The following is a 19,220-nucleotide window of genomic DNA, read 5'->3' as shown; positions in this document are numbered from 1 at the left end:
AACTGATGGGAGACCGCTGGCACGTAGAGGTCGACCGGAACGTCTGTATCGGCTCGGGCATGTGCCTGAGCCACGCCCCGGACGGCTTCGCGCTCGACGCGGCCCGGCAGTCGCATCCACAGGACGCCGACACCGACGCCAACGAGAAGATCCTCGCGGCAGCCGAGAACTGCCCGGTCGAGGCGATCGCCATCACGCTGCTGGAGAGCGGGGAGCCGGTCTTTCCGCCCGAGGAGTAGCGCAGCAGCAACCGACCTTCGAACAGCGTGGAACAGAGGTTTACTCGTGCGTATCGCACAGTGATCTCATGACATGCGTGACTGTCCGGCCCCCCGGCCCCGTGGAAATCTTGGTGACACGTCGCCGAGGGGGGAAGCGTCATGGACAAGCGGTACGAGGTCTTCTGTCTCGCGGACAGGATTTTCTACGAGACCCCGGACCGCTTGTCCTCCACGCGTACATCCGCCGACATGCCGTCCCGTACGGAGAGCAGCGTCCCGCTCTTCGAGGCGGCCCAGCGCCCGGTCCCCGAAGGGTGGCGAAGCTTCCTCTCCGGGGACTGGCTCCACATCAGCCCGGTGGACACGGTGCGCCCGCGCCAGGGCTGGAAGATCCATGTCTCCGCCTGTCTCGACAACGCCGAGAAGACCGCGGCGAAGGTGTGGGACTACTGCGTCCCACGGGAGATTCCCTTCAAGTTCGTCCCCGGCCGGCAGCCGCTGCACCTGCGCAACTCCAAATACGCGGGACGCGGCTCCAGCGGCAAGTTCGCCACCATCTATCCGGCTGACGACACGGAACTCCAGCTGATCCTGGAGGAGTTGGGTGTGCTGCTCGACGGCGAGCCGGGCCCGTACATCCTCACCGATCTCCGCTGGAACGACGGCCCGCTGTATGTACGGTACGGCGGCTTCGCGAAGCGGCACTGTGTCGACGAAGCCGGCTCCGGCGCCCTCGTGCCCGCCGTCGAGAACCCCGAAGGCGTACTGGTGCCGGACCGCAGGGACCCGGTCTTCCAGTTGCCCGAGTGGGTGACGCTGCCCCGTTTCCTCGAGCCCCAGCTGGCGGCGCGCAACGCGACCACCACCGGCGAACTGCCGTACCGCATCGAGAGCGCCCTGCACTTCTCCAACGGCGGTGGCGTGTACGCCGGCACCGATCTGCGGACCGGCGAGCAGGTGGTACTCAAGGAGGCGCGGCCGCACGCCGGGCTCGCCGCGGACGGGGCCGACGCCGTGACACGGCTGGAGCGCGAGAGAGCCGCGCTCGAGCGGCTCACCGGGCTCGGCGTCGCACCCGAGGCGCGCGACTGGTTCATCCTCGGCGACCACCGCTTCCTTGTCATGGACTTCCTCCCCGGGCGCACTCTCAACTCCTTCTTCGCGCAGCGTCATCCGCTGCTGGCCGTCGAGCCGGATCCGGCGGCGGTCGCGGAGTACACGCAATGGGCGCTGGGTGTGCTGCACGCGGTCGAGGAGGCCGTGGCGGCCGTGCACGGCCGTGGTCTTGTCTTCAACGACCTGCATATGTTCAACATCATGGTCGACCCGGACGACGATTCCGTACGGCTGCTGGACTTCGAGGCCGCGACGCCGGTGGGAGAGCACCGCGGCCAGGCCATGGCCCACCCGGGGTTCGTCGCGCCGGGTGACCGTGAGGGCTTCGAGGTGGACCGCTACGCACTCGCCTGCCTGCGGCTCGCCCTCTTCGTGCCGATGACGACGCTGCTGGTCGTGGACCGGGGCAAGGCGGCGCATCTGGCCGAGGTCGCGGCGGAGCAGTTCCCCGGCCTGCCGGACGGCTTCCTCGACGAGGCGGTACGGGTGATCAGAGGCAAGTCCCCGGAGCCCACGGGGAGTTACCTGCCCGCGGAGGCAGGGGACCGGCCTCGCGGCCGCGACTCCATGGTCCGCGCGATCCTCGCGTCCGCGACACCGGAGCGCGACGACCGGCTCTTCCCCGGCGATATCGCGCAGTTCGCGGACGGCGGCGGACTCGGACTGGCGCACGGCGCGGCCGGAGTGCTCTACGCCCTCGCCGAGACGGGCGCGGCACGCTACGAGGCGGGCGAGGAGTGGCTGCTCAGCCATACGGCCCCGCCACCGGCCGGCACCCCGCTCGGTCTCTACGACGGGCTGACGGGCGTCGCGCACGTCCTCGACCGGCTCGGCCACCGCGAGCGTGCCGTCGAACTCGTCGGGCGGGTGCTCGACGAGAAGTGGCAGCGGCTCGCGCCCGATCTGCACGGCGGGCTGGCCGGCATCGGCCTCGTACTCGACCGGCTCGGGCTGCGCGCAGAGGCGCTGGAGGCCGCGCGGGTCCTGGTCGACCGGTCACCGACCGCCCACGGCAGGCGCGCCGGGCTGCTGCACGGCGCGAGCGGACCGGCCCTGTTCTTCCTGCGGCTGTACGAGTCCACCGGCGATTCCGCCCTGCTGGACCAGGCGGCCGAGGCGCTGCGCCGGGATCTTGCCCGGTGTGTGACGGACCGGTCGGGGACCCTGCTCGTGGACGAGGGCGTACGCACCATGCCGTACCTCGGAGCGGGCAGCGCCGGTATCGGCGCGGTCCTCGACGACTACCTCGCCCAACGTCACGACGAGGAGTTCGCCCGCGCCAGGGAGGCGATACTGCCCGCGGCTCGGCTGCGGTACTACGCACAGCCCGGACTGTTCAACGGGCGCGCGGGGATGGTGCTGCACCTGGCCCGTACCCGTGCCCCGCGCCCGCAGCTGGACGCCCAGATCGCCGCACTCTCCTGGTATGCCGTGCCGTACGAGGGTGAACTCGCCTTCCCCGGCGACCAGATGATGCGGCTCTCCATGGACCTCGCCACCGGAACCGCCGGCTGTCTGCTCGCCCTCGGCACCGCGCTCGGCGAACGTCCCGCGCAGCTGCCGTTCCTGCCGCCGCTGAAGGCGGCCCCACAGACGGCCCCGCAAGGGGTCGAGCAGTAAGTGCATACCGTCCCCATGAAAAAGGAGATCACCATGGCACTTCTGGACCTGCAGAAGCTGGACGTCCCCGAGACCGACCACGGCGGCGGTGGTGGGGAGAGCAGCGTTAGCCTGCTGCTGTGCGACAAGCACAGCTCGCACAGCAACCTTCTCTGCCTCTGATCATCTGCTTCTGATCAGGTGATTGTTCGCGGCCCTGGACGGCACCGCTCGCCGTCCGGGGCCGTGCGCACGCATGCCGATGGTCAGGGAGGGCGACCATGTTCCTGCGCGAAACCGTCCGGCACGGCGCGCCGCGTGCAGTCTTCGTCCTTCTGCTGACCTGCGCCCTTGCCGCGACCGGGCTTGCGCTGCCCGCCGTCCTGGGCCGCGCGCTGGACCTGCTGCTCGCCGGCCGGCGGTCGGACGCCGGTCCGTGGCTCGCTCTCTGCGCGGGCCTCACCGGCCTCGCCGTCGTCCTCGGCGCCCTCGACGGACTCGTCACCGGCACCGCCAACGCCCGTACCACCGCCTGGATACGGGAACGGGTGCTGCGGCACGCCCTCGCGTCCGGACCCCGGCTGCGCCTGGCCCCCGGCGAGGTGGTGGCACGCCTCACCGGCAACGCCGCACAGGCCGGGACCGTGCCGACGACCCTCGCGGCCGCGCTCGCCGCCGTGGTCACACCCGTGGGCGGGCTCGTCGCGCTCGCCGTCACCGACTGGTGGACCGCGCTCGTGGTGATCGCCGGGACGCCCCTGCTCGTCCTGCTGCTGCGGGTGTTCATCCGGGAGTCCGGCGAGAGCACCGCGCGCTATCTGCAGGCCCAGGGCGAGATCGCGGGACTGCTGACGGAAGCGGTGCGCGGAGTCCGTACGATCGCCGCCGCCGGAACCCGGGACCGGGACGCGGCGCGCATCCTTGCGCCGCTGCCCGAGCTGTCCCGGCAGGGCCACCTGATGTGGTGGATCATGGGCCGATCCACCGCACGGGCGGCCGCGCTGCTGCCCCTGCTGCAGCTCGCGGTACTGGCTGTCGCCGGAGTACGGCTCGCGGAGGGCGCGTTGAGCGTCGGCGGAATGCTGGCCGCGTGGCGGTACGGAGTGCTCGCCACCGGCACCGGCGTACTGGTCGGACAGCTCAACGGCCTGGTGCGCGGACGCATGGCGGCGGGCCGGCTCGGGGAGATCCTCGAGACGCCCGAGATGATGTACGGCGAGCGCGAACTTCCGCCGGGCGAAGGCACTTTGGAGCTGCGCGGAGTGCGGCTGAGCGGGCTGCACAATGTCGATCTGATGATACCGGGCGGCTCGGTCACCGCCGTCGTGGGCCGCTCGGGCAGCGGCAAATCGGCCCTGGCGGCCGTCGCCGGACGCCTTGCCGATCCCGACGCGGGGACGGTGCTTCTCGACGGCGTCCCGGTGGCCGGGCTCTCCCGGGAGGTGCTGCGCCGCGAGGTCGTCCATGCCTTCGCCCGGCCGGCACTGCTCGGCGGGACGGTCGGCGGCACGATCGCCTTCGGTGCGTACGAGCCCGGCGATGAGGCGGTGACCGAGGCCGCGCGAGCCGCGTGCGCCGACGACTTCGTACGCCGCCTGCCGCACGGCTACGCCACCGCGTGCGCGGCCGCGCCGCTGTCCGGCGGTGAGGCCCAACGCCTCGGCCTGGCACGGGCTTTCGCGCACGCCGGGCGGCTGCTGATCCTGGACGACGCCACCTCCAGCCTGGACTCGGCCACCGAACTGAAGGTGTCCCGCGCGCTGCTACACGACGTCCGCGCCCGTACCCGTCTGATCGTCGCCCACCGCGCGCCGACCGCGGCCCGCGCGGACCTGGTGGTCTGGCTGGAGGAGGGCCGTGTCCGGGCCGTGGCCCCGCACGCCGAGCTCTGGCAACTTCCCTCCTACCGCGCGGTGTTCGCGGAGGACGCGGTCGACGACGCAGCCGCGGAGGAGGCGGTCGCGGAGATCGCGGCGGGGGAGAAGGCGGTCGCGGAGATCGCGGCGGGGGAGAAGGCGGTCGCGGAGTTCGCGGCGGGGGAGAAGGCGGTCGCGGAGTTCGCGGCCGGGCAGGAGGCGGTCGCGGAGTTCGCGGCCGGGCAGGAGGCGGTCGCGGAGTTCGCAGCCGGGCAGGAGGCGGTCGCGGATGGCTGAGGCCCGGCTCCGGCTGCTGCGGCACCGTCCGCGTGTGCTCGTACGCCTCGCCGCGTGGTCCGCGCTGGAGGCGGGGCAGACGTTTCTCCTCGGGTACGCGCTCGCCCGCGCCATCGACGGCGGGTTCCTCGCCCATGAACCCGCCCACGGTCTGTACTGGCTGGCCGCCGCCGCGGTCGCCGTCGTCCTCGGGGCCTTCGGTACGGGCAGGGTCCACCGGGTGGTCGCCGCGCTGGTGGAGCCCGTACGGGACGATCTCGTACGCCGCGTGGTGGACCGCGCTCTGCGGGACGGCGACGACGCGGCAGTCTCCCGGCTCACCCATCAGGTGGAGATCGCCCGCGACACATTCGCGGGCCTCGTGCTGGTCTCGCGCACCTTCGTCTTCACCGCGGCAGGGGCCCTGGCCGGGCTGTTCTCCCTCGCGCCCGTCCTGCTGCTGGTGGTACTGCCGCCGCTGCTCGCCGGTCTCGCGCTCTTCCTGGCGACCCTGCGCCCGCTGGCCCGCAGACAGGAGACCTTCCTCGCCGCCGACGAGGCCATCGCCACCGAACTGGGCGCGCTGGTCTCTGGATTGAGGGACATCACGGCTGCCGGCGCCGAGGATCGCGTGGCGACGGACGCGGCTGCCCGGATCGCCGACGAGTACCGCGCGGCCCGCGACCTGGCCCGCTGGGGCACGCTGCGGGTCCTGGCCGTCGGCATCGGCGGCCGCCTCCCGGTGGTGCTGCTCCTGATCACCGCGCCCTGGCTGCTCGCGCACGGAGTGACCGCGGGCGCCCTGGTCGGCGCCCTCGCCTATCTCACCCAGTCCCTGCTCCCCGCTCTGCAGTCGCTGATGCAGGGCCTCGGCACCTCGGGCGCCCGCCTCGCGGTCGTGCTGCGCCGGCTCACCGCGGAGGGAGTCCCGGAGGAGCCGCGCGCGGTGCGTACCGGCACCGGCACCGGGGCTGGTGCCGGGGCCGGTACGGCGGTACGGCTGCGCGGCGTGACGTTCGCCTACGGTTCGGGCGCCGCGCCCGTCGTCGACGGGCTCGATCTGGCCGTTCCCGTGGGCGGTCATCTCGTCGTCGCGGGCCCGAGCGGCATCGGCAAGTCCACGCTCGCCGCGCTGATCGCCGGGGTGCTGCGGCCGGACGACGGCGAGGTTCTGCTCGGCGGCGAGCGGGTGCTCGTGCCGCAGGAGGCGTATGTCTTCACCGCCACCGTGCGCGAGAACCTCGGCCATCTCTGCCCCGAGCCGCCTCCGGACGCCGCCGTCCTCGCCTCCTGTGCGGCCGTCGGCGCGCACGGGCTGGTCGAGCGGCTGGGCGGTCTCGACGCACCGGTCGACCCCACCGCGCTGTCCGCCGGAGAGCGCCAGCTGCTCGCGCTGGCCCGCGCCCATGCCGCGCCCGCGCCCCTCGTGCTGCTCGACGAGGCGACCTGCCACCTCGACCCGGCGGCCGAGGCGCGCGCCGAGCGGGCGTTCGCCACCCGGCCCGGCGGCACGCTGATCGTCGTCGCGCACCGGATCGGCTCGGCGCGGCGGGCCGGCCGCGTGCTGGTGATGGACGGGACGCAGACGGAGTACGGCACCCACGAGGAGCTGTTGGCCCGCTCCTCCTTCTACCGCGAACTGACAGGGGCCTTCGCAGGGTTCTCACACCCAGCCCTCGCCCTGGGAGATCCTTATGGCGTCGACCCGGTTGCGCGCCCCGGTCTTACGGGTGATGGCCGCCATGTAGTTGCGCACCGTGCCGTTGGACAGATGGAGACTGTTCGCGATGTCGCCGATCGAGGCTCCCTCGGCAGCCAGTGACAGCACGCTCAACTCCCGTGGGGTCAGCGGCATTTGAGCTGCTCGCAGAAAGCTGAAGCCCAGTGAGGTGTCGACGAATCGTTCCCCCTTGGCCACCTTCCGGATGGCGGTGATCAGATTCTCGGGTGTGCCCTCTTTGTCGACAAAGCCACAGGCGTATGCCTCGACGGCCCGCCGGATGGGACCTGGCCGGTTCGCGTTGGCGAGTACCAGTAACAGGCTGCTTCCCCCACCGGTCCGGCTTCCCGGCAGCTCACCGAGTGGCGCGATGCCGTACGACTCCGAACAGTCCAAGTCCACCGCGCACACGTCAGGGCGGAGCATTCGCGCCCGGCTCGGGGCGGTGCGCCAGGGCGCGTGGAAGACCTCCAGGTCGGGCTCTCCGGCGAGTCTTTCCGCCAGCGCCGACCGCAACAGACATACATCGTGCACCAGAAGTACCCGGATCACGTTCTGTCCCCCTAGCTCACCGCTTACCGGTTGCTTCATTCAGAACGCGAACATTCTTGGCGTGTCACCCGCGTCATGGAGGTGGAGAACCAGCCAAGGGGTAGCAAGGGGGGCGCACGTGCCGGGCGCGAACCCCCGGGCTGCAACAACCCGCGCACGCGGGCCGTGCCAGGCTTCTGCGGTGATCGAACGGGTGCTCGAGAACACCGACTGAATCGCCCGCGCCGTGGCGACATGTCTCGGCCTGGGCAGACGCCAATGGCGCAACGGCGAAAGAGAGTTGCGCATGGCGCTATGGGCCACTTCCTGTGCGCCTGGGGTCTGTGTGGCGCACTTGACACCAAGTGTACATATGGTTACTTTAGAACCAGATTGAACGAAATATCCGTCTTCTCGCCTGGCGAGAAGACGAACAATCTCAACATCCCGATCGACGACCACCCGGTCGTTGGTTGTCCGACGGACGGATGCTCCGCCGCGGGGTTTGCTGCACTCAGCAGCCCAGGTGGGCCCGATGCCGCGCATTCAGCGTGTGAGTCGGCGACGGAAACTCCCGTCGTGGTGATAATCCCGCCATGACGATGGCAAATTCCGCCATCTTCAAGGCCGATGTACCGGACCCTTCGCGAACGCATCACTGCGTCACCAGTGCTGACGCCACCGCGGCCGTGCAGGCTCGGGCCCGTCTACGCTCCCGGGAAGGGAAAGCACCATGCGGGTAATGACATCCAGGACTCTCCGGCTGCTTGCCAGCCTGTTTGCTGCTCTGACTCTCGGCCTCGCCGGAGCCGGCGTAGCCAGTGCCACCACCTCGTCCCACCCCGCTTCGCACGACTACTGCGGCTACTCCAACAGTCGTTACAACGACTGGTGCTACTACGGCAACCGCGACTCCCGCGACTTCCGCGACTTCCGTGACTACGGCCGCCGCGACTTCCGTGACTTCCGCGACTACCGTGATTTCCGCGACGCCAATGCCGTCATCGTCTTCGTCCGCTGACGTATGAAGGCTTAGGCCGAATCATCTCGGCGAGGCCGGTCGGGCCCTTTCTCCGGCAGTCCCGCGTGGCGACAGCTGCGCGGGACTGCCTGTGTCGCGATCAATGCAAGCCCCGGCCGCGGCCCTCGCCCGGCCCGTGCGGCGTCGTCAGGTCGATCAGCCGGCACACCGTCTCGATGTCGATCTTCACTTGCGCGATCGAGGCGCGCCCCGAGAGCCAGGTGATCAGCGCCGAGTGCCAGGTGTGCTCGATCACGCGCACCGCCGAGAGCTGCGCCGGCGTCGGATTCTCCAGCCCCATGGCGTCCAGGATGATCGCCGTGGTCTGGCGGGAGACCTTGTCCACCTCGGGGCTGACGCTGCGGTCCGCGAAGGTCAGCGCCCGCACCATCGCGTCCGCGAGATGCGGTTCGCGCTGGAGCGCCCGGAAGGCCCGCATCAGCGTCTCGGCAACCCGCTCCGCCGCGCTGTCCCCGGCCGGCGGCTTTTTGCGCAGGGTCGTGTGCATGTGCTGGAGCTGGTCCTGCATGGTGGCGACCAGCAGATGGATCTTGGAGGGGAAGTAGCGGTAGAGCGTGCCGAGCGCGACGCTCGACGACTCGGCGACCTCGCGCATCTGCACCGCGTCAAAGCCGCCCCGGCTGGCCAGCTGGGCGCTGGCGTGCAGGATACGACGCCGGCGCGCCTCCTGGCGTTCCGTCAGGGGCGGCGAAGCAGGCACCGCCGACTTGGCTTCGGCTGTCATATGTCCCGTTCCATGCGCGAGTCCGGATCGCACAGCATGGCAGGGCCCCTGTCGTGGCGCGAATCACCTGATCCGGCCCTTACAGCAGCGCTACCTGCCGGTAGATTCGAAGCTCCTTGAGCGATCAAGTCTGAAACTTGTTCTAGATTAGCGTGAGCGGTTACGCTCCGGCGAAAACGCAGTGAGAAGGGGGCCGTGAGTGACCGCTGAGGCCATAGAGGCCGGCCCTCGATCGGGCAGGTCCGGCGGCGGTGACGAGCCGCTGCGCATCGCGCTCCTCACCTACAAGGGCAACCCCTTCTGCGGCGGCCAGGGCGTCTATGTACGGCACCTCTCGCGCGAGCTCGCCCGCCTCGGCCACAGCGTCGAGGTGATCGGCGCGCAGCCCTATCCCGTACTCGACGAAGGCGTGCCGCTCACCGAGCTGGGCAGCCTCGATCTGTACCGGAGCCCGGACCCGTTCCGTACGCCGAAGCGCGGCGAGTACCGCGACTGGATCGACGCGCTCGAGGTCGCGACCATGTGGACCGGCGGCTTCCCGGAGCCGCTGACCTTCTCGCTGCGCGCCCGGCGCCATCTGGCCGCTCGGCGCGGTGAGTTCGACGTCATCCACGACAACCAGACGCTCGGGTACGGGCTGCTCGCCGACCTCGGCGCACCCCTGGTCACCACCATCCACCACCCGATCACCGTCGACCGGCAGCTGGACCTGGACGCCGCGGACGGCTGGCGCAGGCGCGCGTCCGTACGCCGCTGGTACGGCTTCACGCGGATGCAGAAGCGGGTCGCGCGCCGGCTGCCGTCGGTGCTCACCGTTTCCGGCTCCTCGCAGCAGGAGATCGTCGATCACCTCGGCGTGCGGGCCGGCCGCGTCCATGTCGTCCACATCGGGGCCGACACCGACCTCTTCTCGCCGAACCCGGCGGTCGCTGAGGTCCCCGGCCGGATCGTCACCACTTCCAGCGCGGACGTCCCGCTCAAGGGCCTCGTCCATCTTGTCGAGGCGCTGGGGAAGCTCCGTACGGAGCATCCCGCCGCGCATCTGGTCGTCGTCGGCAAGCGCGCGGAGGACGGCCCCGTCGCACAGCTGATCGAGCGGTACGGCCTCCAGGACGCCGTCGAGTTCGTCAAGGGCATTTCCGACGCCGAGCTGGTCGACCTGGTGCGCAGCGCGCAGATCGCGTGTGTGCCGTCGCTGTACGAGGGCTTCTCGCTGCCCGCGGCGGAGGCGATGGCGACAGGCACGCCGCTGGTCGCCACGACCGGCGGCGCGATCCCGGAGGTGACGGGCCCGGACGGGGAGACCTGTCTGGCGGTGCCGCCGGGCGACGCGGGTGCGCTCGCCGCGGCGCTGGGCCGGCTGCTCGGCGACGAGGCGCTGCGCGTACGGCTGGGGGCGGCGGGCCGGGAGCGCGTTCTGGCGCGGTTCACCTGGCGGCAGGCGGCGATCGGTACGGCCGAGCACTACCGCGAGGCGATCGCGACGTGCTCGCCCCGCTCCGCGGCGCTGGGGGCCGCCCGGTGACCCCTCTCCACCAGGTGCGGTGTGTCCGGACCCGTACCGGCTCCCGGCATCCCCGGCGCTCGGTGCCACAGGCATCGGCCCGCTCCGCGGCGCCGTACCCCGGCCGCTCCGCGGCCATATGTGTGGGCCGCAGGCCCACGAACCCGGACCGCACTGCGGACCCGCGTACTGGAACCTCCGACCGCGAAAGCAGGTCTACGTGCTGACCGTCGACTTCTCCCGCTTCCCGCTCGCCGCGGGCGACCGCGTGCTCGATCTGGGCTGCGGTGCAGGCCGGCACGCGTTCGAGTGCTACCGGCGCGGTGCGCAGGTCGTGGCCCTCGACCAGAACGGTGAGGAGATCCGCGAGGTCGCGAAGTGGTTCGCCGCGATGAAGGAGGCCGGGGAGGCGCCGGAGGGCGCCACCGCCACCGCCATGGAGGGCGACGCACTCAACCTGCCGTTCCCCGACGAGTCCTTCGACGTCGTGATCATCTCCGAGGTCATGGAGCACATCCCGGACGACAAGGGCGTGCTCGCCGAGATGGTGCGGGTGCTGAGGCCCGGCGGACGGATCGCCGTCACCGTGCCGCGCTACGGCCCCGAGAAGATCTGCTGGGCGCTGAGCGACGCGTACCACGAGGTCGAGGGCGGCCATATCCGCATCTACAAGGCCGACGAGCTGCTCGGCAAGATGAAGGAAGCCGGCCTCAAGCCGTACGGCACGCACCACGCACACGCGCTGCACTCGCCGTACTGGTGGCTCAAGTGCGCCTTCGGCGTCGACAACGACAAGGCCCTGCCGGTCAAGGCGTACCACCAGCTGCTGGTCTGGGACATCATGAAGAAGCCGCTGGCCACACGGCTCGCCGAGCAGGCGCTCAACCCGCTGATCGGCAAGAGCTTCGTGGCGTACGCGACCAAGCCGCACCTGCCCGCAGTGGCCGCCAAGTGACTGTGCCCAAGCGCGGCCCCGGCCGTACGGAACACCTGGTCCTGCCCGGGGTCCTCACCGCGGAGGAAGCCCTTGAGACCGTTGCCGGGATACTCGCCGTGCAGCGCGAGGACGGCGCGATCCCGTGGTTCCGGGGGCATCACCTCGACCCGTGGGACCACACCGAGGCGGCCATGGCGCTGGACGCGGCGGGCGAGCACGAGGCCGCGGCCCGCGCGTACGAGTGGCTGATACGGCATCAGAACGAGGACGGGTCCTGGTACGCCGCGTATCACGACGGCGAGGCGGACCGGCCCACCGACCGGGGCCGTGAGAGCAACTTCTGCGCGTATATCGCCGTCGGCGTCTGGCACCACTTCCTGGCCACCGGCGACGAGGGGTTCCTCGACCGGATGTGGCCGGCCGTCTACGCCGCGATCGAGTTCGTACTGGCGCTGCAGCAGCCCGGCGGCCAGATCGGCTGGAAGCGGGAGGCGGACGGCACGGCGGTCAATGACGCGCTGCTGACCGGCAGTTCGTCGGTCCACCAGGCGCTGCGCTGCGCGCTGGCGATCGCCGAGGAGCGCGAAGAGCCGCAGCCCGACTGGGAGCTGGCGGCGGGCGCGCTCGCGCATGCGATCCGCCGGCACCCGGAGCGTTTTCTCGACAAGAGCCGCTACTCGATGGACTGGTACTACCCGGTCCTCGGCGGTGCACTGACGGGTGCGGAGGCCAAGTCCCGTATCGAGGCCGGCTGGGACGACTTCGTCGTACCGGGCCTCGGAGTACGGTGCGTGCTGCCCAACCCGTGGGTGACCGGCGGTGAGAGCTGCGAACTCGCCCTGGCGCTGTGGGTGATGGGCGAGTCCGACCGGGCGCTGGAGATCCTTCAGTCCATCCAGCATCTGCGCGCCGAGGGCGGCATGTACTGGACGGGGTACGTCTTCGAGGGCAACCGGGCCGTGTGGCCGGAGGAACTCACCGCCTGGACGGCGGGTTCGCTGCTGCTGGCGGTGGCCGCGCTCGGGGGGGACGAGGCGACGGTTGCGGTGTTCGGCGGGGAGCGACTGCCGCGGGGGCTCGCGCCGGAGTGCTGCTAGGCCCTGCCGGCTGGGGCTCTGCCCCCGGGCCCCCGTACGCCGCCCTCCGGGCGTGTCCTCAATCGCCGGACGGGCTTCAAGTTCCGCCTGTCCGGAACTTGAAGCCCACCGGGGCAAATTAAGCCCCGCCGGCGGTTGAGGCGCGAGGTCGGGGGCGGAGCCCCGGTTACGGGACGGGGCGGGGTGGGGAAGGCTCCCCCGGTCACCGGTTAGTACCTCCGCAGCCGGCCCGCCACCGCATGGCCGATGAAGAGGTACACCACCGCCGCCAGGCCGTAGCCGGCGACGACGCGCGCCCAGGCGTCGTCGAAGGTGAACAGGTCGTAGGACCAGCCGGCGAGCCAGTGTGCGGCGTCCTGGATGAAGCTCACCAAGTCGTTGGCGCGGTTGGCGTCCAGCAGGTACATCAGGATCCAGAGGCCGAGGATGACGGCCATGACATCGGCAACGATCATGATGACCGCCGCGGCCTGATTCGTTCCGTTGTGATGACGAGGACTCATGGGCATCGGGTTACCGCTTGTGAGCGTGTGAAACCCTCGACGTACAACGGGCTCGGGACGGAGCTGCCGGTACGCCTCCCAACCGGGCTAGCGCGCCTATGAGTTGAGCTCCGCAAGGACGCGCAAAGTGTGCGGGTCCGGAGCGGTCACCAGCAGGTCCGTGACCGGGCCCTTGCGCCACAGCTCCAGGCGTTCCGCGATCCGTTCGCGCGGCCCGACCAGCGAGATCTCGTCGGCGAAGGCGTCGGGCACGGCAAGCACGGCTTCCTCGCGGCGGCCGTCGGCGAACAGTCGCTGGATATGGCGGGCCTCGGACTCGAAGCCCATCCGGGCCATCAGATCGGCGTGGAAGTTCCGTGCAGCGTGGCCCATACCGCCGATGTAGAAGCCGAGCATCGCCTTGACCGGCAGCAGCCCTTCGGCGACGTCGTCGCAGACCTTGGCGCGGGCCATGGGGGCGATCAGGAAGCCTTCGGGAAGGTCGGTGAGCGAGGCCTCGTAGACGTCCGTACGCATCGGCGACCAGTACAGCGGCAGCCAGCCGTCGGCGATACGCGTCGTCTGGGCGATGTTCTTCGGACCCTCCGCGCCCAGCAGGAGCGGCAGCCCGGCGCGCAGCGGATGCGTGATCGGCTTGAGTGCCTTGCCGATGCCGGTGGAGTCCTCTCCTCGGTACGGATGGGAGTGGAAGCGGCCCGCCAGTTCAACTGGGGCCTCGCGCCTCAGCACTTGGCGGATCACATCGACGTACTCGCGGGTCGCCGTCAGCGGGCTCTTCGGGAACGGACGGCCGTACCAGCCCTCCACCACCTGCGGCCCCGACAGACCGAGTCCGAGCATCATCCGGCCGCCGGACAGATGGTCCAGGGTGAGCGCGTGCATCGCGGTGGCGGTGGGGGTGCGGGCGGCCATCTGCGCCACCGCCGTGCCGAGTCGGATGCGGGAGGTGTGCGCGGCGATCCAGGTCAGCGGGGTGAAGGCGTCGGAACCCCAGGCCTCCGCCGTCCATGCGGAGTCGTAGCCGAGGCGCTCGGCCTCGCGCGCGAGATCGAGATGGGCGGGGTCCGGGCCGCGGCCCCAGTAGCCGAGAGCGAGTCCGAGTCGCATGCCGTGTCCCCTCCAGCGATACGTTTCTGACGGTGCGTCAGGGTACGCCAACGGCCCCCCGCCCGGAAGGGCGAGGGGCCGCTCTGCGGACCGCTGTTCGCGTCAGCCGCGCTGGATGCCCGCGGTGTCCTGCAGCACGCCACGACGGCCGTCCTGCGTCTGGGCCACCAGGCCGGGACCGCGCTGCTCGACCGCGAGGTACCAGGTGCCGGGCGCGAGCTCGGCGATCGGGGTCGGCGAACCGTCCTCGCCGTACAGCGGGCGGGCCACCGGCACCGCGAACCAGAACGGCGTGAAGTCCGCGGCGCCGCCCGCGTTCTGCGGCGCGGCCGGGGCCGGGGCCGGCTGCTGCTGACCCGGCTGCGGCTGGGCGCCGTACGGCTGGGGCTGACCCGGCTGTCCGGGCTGCGCGCCGTAGGGCTGCTGCTGGGCACCACCCGGGTAGCCGTAGCCGCCGGCCATACCGGGCTGCGCGCCGTACGGCTGCGCGACCGGCTTCGGGGCGCCGAGGAGCGGGGCCTTGAAGGCCGGGACGATGAGCGAGCAGACCGCGCCGGCGGCCAGGACGAGCGCGGCGATGAAGCCGAGGATGAGGCCGACGCCGGCGTCGACACTGCCGCCGACGTCCAGGGAGCCCGCCGGGTCGAAGATCGCGCCGAGCGCGCTCCAGGCCGTGAAGACGGTCAGGGCGACGCCGAGCTGGCCGAGGTCGAGCCCGATGACCTTCGGCGGCTGCGGCAGCCCGCGCGAGATGACGATCAGAGCGGCGCCGATGATGCCGGCCAAGTAGACACCCAGGAGCAGGGACCCGTTGTCCCAGGCGTTCGGCACGCCGTCGCAGTTGCTGCCGGAGCAGTCGAACGTGTCGAGGAACGAGGCGATGAACAGCAACACCGCTGCTCCGATCACCACGCCATCGCCTCGAGTGAGGGAGCGGATGTTCACGTAAAAGTCCTTCGTCGGTCGTGTCATCGGGGCGGTCGTCGCTGCCGCCGGTGCGGCGGTGGCACGGCGCGGAGCTCGGGGGTGACTCCCCATCGTAGAGCTGAATCTATCGTCTGCCCGATCCGGCCGTCTGCCGGGTACGGGAGTTACCGCTCGAGGTAGCTGCTGATGCCGTCAGCCATTCCCTGCGCCGCTTTCTGCCGCCAGTGGGAACTTGTCAGCAGAGCGGCATCCTTCGGGTCACGCATATTGCCGCATTCGATGAACACCTTGGGCACTGTGGACAGGTTGAGGCCGCCGAGATCCTCGCGTACGTCCAACCCCGTGCCGTCGCCCACATAGTTGGAGGGCGCGCTGCCGGTCGCGCGTACGAACTTTCCGGCGATCCGCTCGCCGAGGTCGCGCGAGGGGCCGACGATGGTCGCGGTGTCCGCCGCACCCCCCTTGACCAGGGCGGGAAGGATCACATGGAAGCCGCGGTTGCCGACGGCCGAGCCGTCGGCATGAATGGAGATCACCGCATCGGCCTTGGCCTTGTTTCCGATGCGCGCCCGTTCATCCACACAGGGGCCGAACGGCCGGTCGTTGGTGTGGGTGAATTTCACCGTTGCGCCCTGCTTCTCGAGCAGTGTGCGAAGACGTTGTGAAACATCGAGGCTGAATTCGGCCTCGGTGTAACCGGCGTTGGTGGACGTGCCCGTCGTGTCGCATTCCTTGCGGTTGGTTCCGATATCCACGAGTTTGTTGATTTCGCTCGTGTGCTGGAAATTGCCGGGGTTGTGCCCCGGGTCGACGACCACGACCCTGCCGGCGAGCGGCCCCGACGCACCGGCCCTCCCCTTCGACGGTGACGGCGAGGCGGTGGCGGAGGTGGCGGACGGTGACGGAGAGGCCGGCGGGGCGGGCTTGCCCGCAGCGGTCGACCCGCTCGGCAACGCCCTCGGCGGCTCGTTCTCGTCCGGGCCGCCCATTGCCTGCCAGGCGAGCCACCCCGCCAGCGCGGTCGGCACCAGCGCGGCAATCACGATCGTGAGATTGCCGCGACCGAAGCGGCGCGGCGGCATGGAGGGCTGGTTCTCGTCGTACGACACCCTCGCGATGCTAACCCGGCGGCTCAGATCCCCGTTCCGGTACGCCGCAGGACGCGCAGCGAGTCGGTCACCGAGACCTCGGTGAACGCGCCGGACGCGAGTGCCCGGAGGTAGACGCGGTACGGGGCCTGGCCGGTCCACTCGTCGACCGGGTCGGGGAAGACGTCGTGGATGACGAGGAGGCCGCCGTCGGCGACATGCGGCGCCCAGCCCTCGTAGTCGCCGCCCGCGTGCTCGTCGGTGTGGCCGCCGTCGATGAAGACCAGGCCGAGGGGTGTGCCCCAGACCTTCGCGACCTGCGGGGAGCGGCCGACGACGGCGATGACGTGGTCCTCGAGACCGGCCTTGTGCAGGGTGCGGCGGAAGGTCGGCAGCGTGTCCATCTCGCCGACCTCCGGGTCGACCACGGTCGGGTCGTGGTACTCCCAGCCCGGCTGCTGCTCCTCGCTGCCCCGGTGGTGGTCGACCGTGATCGCCGTCGTCCCCGCCTCACGGGCGGCGTCGGCGAGCAGGATGGTCGAGCGCCCGCAGTAGGTGCCCACCTCGAGCAGCGGCAGCCCGAGCGCCCCGGCCTCGGTGGCGGCCGCGTAGAGGGCGAGGCCCTCGGTCACGGGCATGAAGCCCTTGGCCGCCTCGAAGGCGGCGAGGGTCTCCGGCTTGGGGGCGGCGGCCATGGTTCCTCCTGGTCGTGCGGGTGTCCTGGCCGCCCATGGTGCCGTATGCCCACGCACGGCACGGACAGTAACCTCGTTGTCTGACCTACCGTCAGTTTGAAACGTGTTCTAGTCTGCCGCCCATGGGCATCGGAATCACGCAAGAGCAGCGGGAGCTGGCCCGGTCCGTCCGCGGCTGGCTGGCGCGCGCCGTGCCGCCCGAGGCCGTACGAAAGCAGCTCGACGCGACCGGCGCCGGGGCCGGGGGACGGCCCGGCTACTGGGACGGCGCCGCCGGACAAGGGCTGCTCGGCTTGCATCTTGCCGAGGAGTGCGGGGGCGGGGGCGGGACCATCGCCGACCTTGCCGCCGTCCTGGAGGAAACGGGGCGCGCGGCGCTGCCGGGGCCGTACCTGCCGTGTGTGCTCGCCTCCGCCGTATTGGCCCGCGCGGGCAGAGCCGATCTGGCGGGGACACTCGCGCGAGGGGAGCGCATCGCGGCCGTCGCGCTCGGCCCCGGGACGCTCACCGCCACCCGCACTCAGGACGGCCACCGGCTCGACGGCACCGCCCCGCCCGTCCTCGGCGCAGGGCACGCCGATCTGCTCGTACTCGAAACCCCGACGGGCTGGCTCGCGGTGGACGCGGGTGGGCTCACCGTCCGAGTGCACGAGAGCGCCGACCCGACCCGGCCCACCGCCGAGGTCACCGCACACGGCGTGACCGTGCCCCGGGACCGTGTACTGGAGATCGACACCGCTCTCGTACGGGACCTCGCCTCCGTGCTGTACGCGGCCGAAGCGTGCGGCACCGCCGCCTGGGCCCTGCACACCGCCTCCGAGTACGCGAAGGTCCGTGAGCAGTTCGGACGGCCCATCGGGCGGTTCCAGGCGATCAAGCATCTCTGCGCCGACATGCTGGTGCGCGTCGAGCAGGCGAGGGCGCTGACGTGGGACGCGGCACGCGCGGTGGACCAGAGCCCGGGCGTACGCGGCCTGGTGGCCTCGCTCGCAGCCGGGGCCGCCCTTGACGCCGCGTACTCCTGCGCCAAGGACTGCATCCAGGTACTCGGCGGGATCGGGTTCACCTGGGAGCACGACGCGCATCTGTATCTGCGGCGGGCTCTCGTCGTACGGCAGCTGCTGGGGGCGGGCGACAGCCACCGGCTGCGAGCCGTGCGGCTCGCCGCAGGCGGGGCGCGGCGCGAGCTCAGGCTGGAGCTGCCCGCCGAGTCGCAGACGTACCGGGAGCGGGCCCGCGAGGCCGTCGCGGCGGCACGCGGCCTCGAACCGGCCGCCGCCCGCCGCGTGCTCGCCGCCACCGGCTATGCCGCGCCGCATCTGCCCGAGCCGTACGGCCTCGGCGCGGGTCCTGTCCAACAGCTCGCCGTACAACAGGAGTTGACGCACGCCGGGATCGAGCTGAGCGGCCTGGGCATCGCGACCTGGGTGGTGCCCTCGCTCCTCGCGTACGGAACCGAGGAGCAGAAGGAACGCTTTCTGCTGCCGACGCTGCGCGGCGATGTGCTCTGGTGCCAGCTGTTCAGCGAGCCCGGAGCGGGATCGGATCTGGCGAGCCTTCGCACCAGGGCCGAGAAGTCGGCGGACGGCTGGCGGATCACCGGACAGAAGGTGTGGACGAGCGCCGCCCAGTGGGCCGACCACGGGATACTGCTCGCCCGCACCGACCCGGATGCTCCCAAGCACAAAGGGCTGACGTACTTCCTCGTGGACATGAAGAACACCGAGGGGATCGACATCCGGCCGCTCAAGGAGATCACCGGGGAGTCGCTCTTCAACGAGGTGTACTTCGACGGGGCGCTGCTCCCGCACGACGCCGTGGTCGGGCAGGTCGACGACGGCTGGAAGGTCGCCCGCAACACCCTCGGCAACGAACGCGTCCACATGGCCGACCAGCTGACCTTCGACACCGGGCTCGAAGCGCTGCTCGCGCGGGCCTCCGGCCTCGACGGTGCCTGCCGCGCCCGGATCGGGTCGCTCGCCGCCGAGGCGCACGCTCTCGCCTGTATCGGCCTGCGGACCACCATGCGGCAGGTGTCAGGCCTCGACCCGGGCGCCGGGGCGTCCGTACGCAAGCTCGTTCAGACCACGCACCAGCAGAAGGCCGCCGAGCTCGCCCTCGAACTGCTCGGCCCCGAGGGCGCGTTGCGTGAAGGGGCCGGGGAGCGGGCGGTGCACGGGCTGCTGATGTCGCGCTGCCTGACCATCGCGGGCGGCACCACGCAGGTCCAGCTCAATGTCATCGCCGAGCGCATCCTCGGCCTCCCGCGGGACTGAA

At 71.1% G+C, this 19,220-nt stretch carries 16 protein-coding genes and 1 pseudogene; 10 read left to right on the top strand and 7 right to left on the bottom strand.

Going from position 1 to position 19,220, the window contains the following annotated elements:
• The first annotated feature begins 5 nt into the window (after positions 1-5).
• The 5 genes from OG735_RS12765 to OG735_RS12745 all read left to right on the top strand — a co-directional run bounded on the left by OG735_RS12765 (position 6) and on the right by OG735_RS12745 (position 6,890).
• A complete protein-coding gene (locus tag OG735_RS12765; RefSeq protein WP_327323284.1) occupies positions 6-239 on the top strand; it encodes a ferredoxin in 234 nt (77 codons plus the stop codon).
• A 141-nt stretch (positions 240-380) separates the two neighbouring features.
• Positions 381-2,957 (top strand): class III lanthionine synthetase LanKC, encoded by a 2,577-nt coding sequence (lanKC, locus tag OG735_RS12760; RefSeq protein WP_327323283.1) that lies wholly within the window; start codon positions 381-383, stop codon positions 2,955-2,957.
• A gap of 33 nt (positions 2,958-2,990) precedes the next feature.
• Positions 2,991-3,119, top strand: coding sequence for a SapB/AmfS family lanthipeptide (locus OG735_RS12755; RefSeq protein ID WP_327323282.1), 129 nt, complete (start codon positions 2,991-2,993; stop codon positions 3,117-3,119).
• Positions 3,120-3,217: 98 nt separating this feature from the next.
• Positions 3,218-5,089, top strand: coding sequence for an ABC transporter ATP-binding protein (locus OG735_RS12750; RefSeq protein ID WP_327323281.1), 1,872 nt, complete (start codon positions 3,218-3,220; stop codon positions 5,087-5,089).
• Complete coding sequence (locus OG735_RS12745; protein ID WP_327323280.1) at positions 5,082-6,890, top strand: ABC transporter ATP-binding protein; 1,809 nt, start codon at positions 5,082-5,084, stop codon at positions 6,888-6,890. Before OG735_RS12750 ends, OG735_RS12745 begins: the two co-directional genes overlap by 8 nt.
• Here the strand turns inward: OG735_RS12745 and OG735_RS12740 are convergent.
• Positions 6,816-7,214, bottom strand: a pseudogene (locus tag OG735_RS12740) (LuxR C-terminal-related transcriptional regulator); the annotation flags it as partial. The gene OG735_RS12745 and the pseudogene OG735_RS12740 sit on opposite strands and share 75 nt — an antisense overlap.
• A gap of 847 nt (positions 7,215-8,061) precedes the next feature.
• On the opposite strand from OG735_RS12740, the gene OG735_RS12735 reads away from it, so the two are divergent.
• Positions 8,062-8,340, top strand: a complete 279-nt coding sequence (locus OG735_RS12735; RefSeq protein ID WP_327323279.1) for a hypothetical protein — start codon at positions 8,062-8,064, stop codon at positions 8,338-8,340.
• A 100-nt stretch (positions 8,341-8,440) separates the two neighbouring features.
• On the opposite strand, the gene OG735_RS12730 is transcribed toward OG735_RS12735, so the two are convergent.
• Complete coding sequence (locus OG735_RS12730; RefSeq protein ID WP_327323278.1) at positions 8,441-9,085, bottom strand: TetR family transcriptional regulator; 645 nt, start codon at positions 9,083-9,085, stop codon at positions 8,441-8,443.
• Between the two features lie 199 nt (positions 9,086-9,284).
• On the opposite strand from OG735_RS12730, the gene OG735_RS12725 reads away from it, so the two are divergent.
• The 3 genes from OG735_RS12725 (at position 9,285) to OG735_RS12715 (ending at position 12,623) form a co-directional block, all read left to right on the top strand.
• On the top strand, positions 9,285-10,610 hold the full coding sequence (locus OG735_RS12725) for a glycosyltransferase family 4 protein (protein WP_327323277.1): 1,326 nt from the start codon (positions 9,285-9,287) through the stop codon (positions 10,608-10,610).
• A gap of 199 nt (positions 10,611-10,809) precedes the next feature.
• Positions 10,810-11,544 carry a class I SAM-dependent methyltransferase gene (locus tag OG735_RS12720; RefSeq protein ID WP_326649639.1) on the top strand — a complete coding sequence of 245 codons (735 nt, stop codon included), beginning with the start codon at positions 10,810-10,812 and terminating at the stop codon, positions 11,542-11,544.
• The gene (locus tag OG735_RS12715) at positions 11,541-12,623 is read left to right on the top strand and encodes a prenyltransferase/squalene oxidase repeat-containing protein (RefSeq protein ID WP_327323275.1); all 1,083 of its coding nucleotides are present in this window, start codon (positions 11,541-11,543) and stop codon (positions 12,621-12,623) included. The genes OG735_RS12720 and OG735_RS12715 overlap by 4 nt, the downstream gene beginning before the upstream one ends.
• A 209-nt stretch (positions 12,624-12,832) precedes the next feature.
• Here the strand turns inward: OG735_RS12715 and OG735_RS12710 are convergent, their stop codons facing one another.
• The 5 genes from OG735_RS12710 to OG735_RS12690 form a co-directional block, all read right to left on the bottom strand.
• Entirely contained in the window at positions 12,833-13,126 is a 294-nt protein-coding gene (locus OG735_RS12710) for a hypothetical protein (RefSeq protein ID WP_327323274.1), read from the bottom strand.
• A 96-nt stretch (positions 13,127-13,222) separates the two neighbouring features.
• Entirely contained in the window at positions 13,223-14,233 is a 1,011-nt protein-coding gene (locus OG735_RS12705) for an LLM class F420-dependent oxidoreductase (RefSeq protein WP_327323273.1), read from the bottom strand.
• 102 nt (positions 14,234-14,335) lie between these two features.
• On the bottom strand, positions 14,336-15,178 hold the full coding sequence (locus tag OG735_RS12700; protein ID WP_327323272.1) for a hypothetical protein: 843 nt from the start codon (positions 15,176-15,178) through the stop codon (positions 14,336-14,338).
• Positions 15,179-15,324: 146 nt separating this feature from the next.
• A complete protein-coding gene (locus OG735_RS12695) occupies positions 15,325-16,242 on the bottom strand; it encodes an N-acetylmuramoyl-L-alanine amidase (protein WP_327328295.1) in 918 nt (305 codons plus the stop codon).
• A 50-nt stretch (positions 16,243-16,292) separates the two neighbouring features.
• Positions 16,293-16,943, bottom strand: coding sequence for a class I SAM-dependent methyltransferase (locus OG735_RS12690; RefSeq protein WP_327323271.1), 651 nt, complete (start codon positions 16,941-16,943; stop codon positions 16,293-16,295).
• A gap of 122 nt (positions 16,944-17,065) precedes the next feature.
• Here OG735_RS12690 and OG735_RS12685 point away from each other — a divergent pair, with 122 nt between their 5' ends.
• Positions 17,066-19,219, top strand: a complete 2,154-nt coding sequence (locus tag OG735_RS12685; RefSeq protein ID WP_327323270.1) for an acyl-CoA dehydrogenase — start codon at positions 17,066-17,068, stop codon at positions 19,217-19,219.
• The last annotated feature ends 1 nt before the right edge of the window (position 19,220 follow it).

Origin of the sequence: Streptomyces sp. NBC_01210, assembly GCF_036010325.1 — a bacterium.
Lineage (GTDB): Bacteria > Actinomycetota > Actinomycetes > Streptomycetales > Streptomycetaceae > Streptomyces.
The sequence above is the reverse complement of the archived record's forward strand: the minus strand, read 5'-3'. Positions and strand labels throughout refer to the sequence as shown.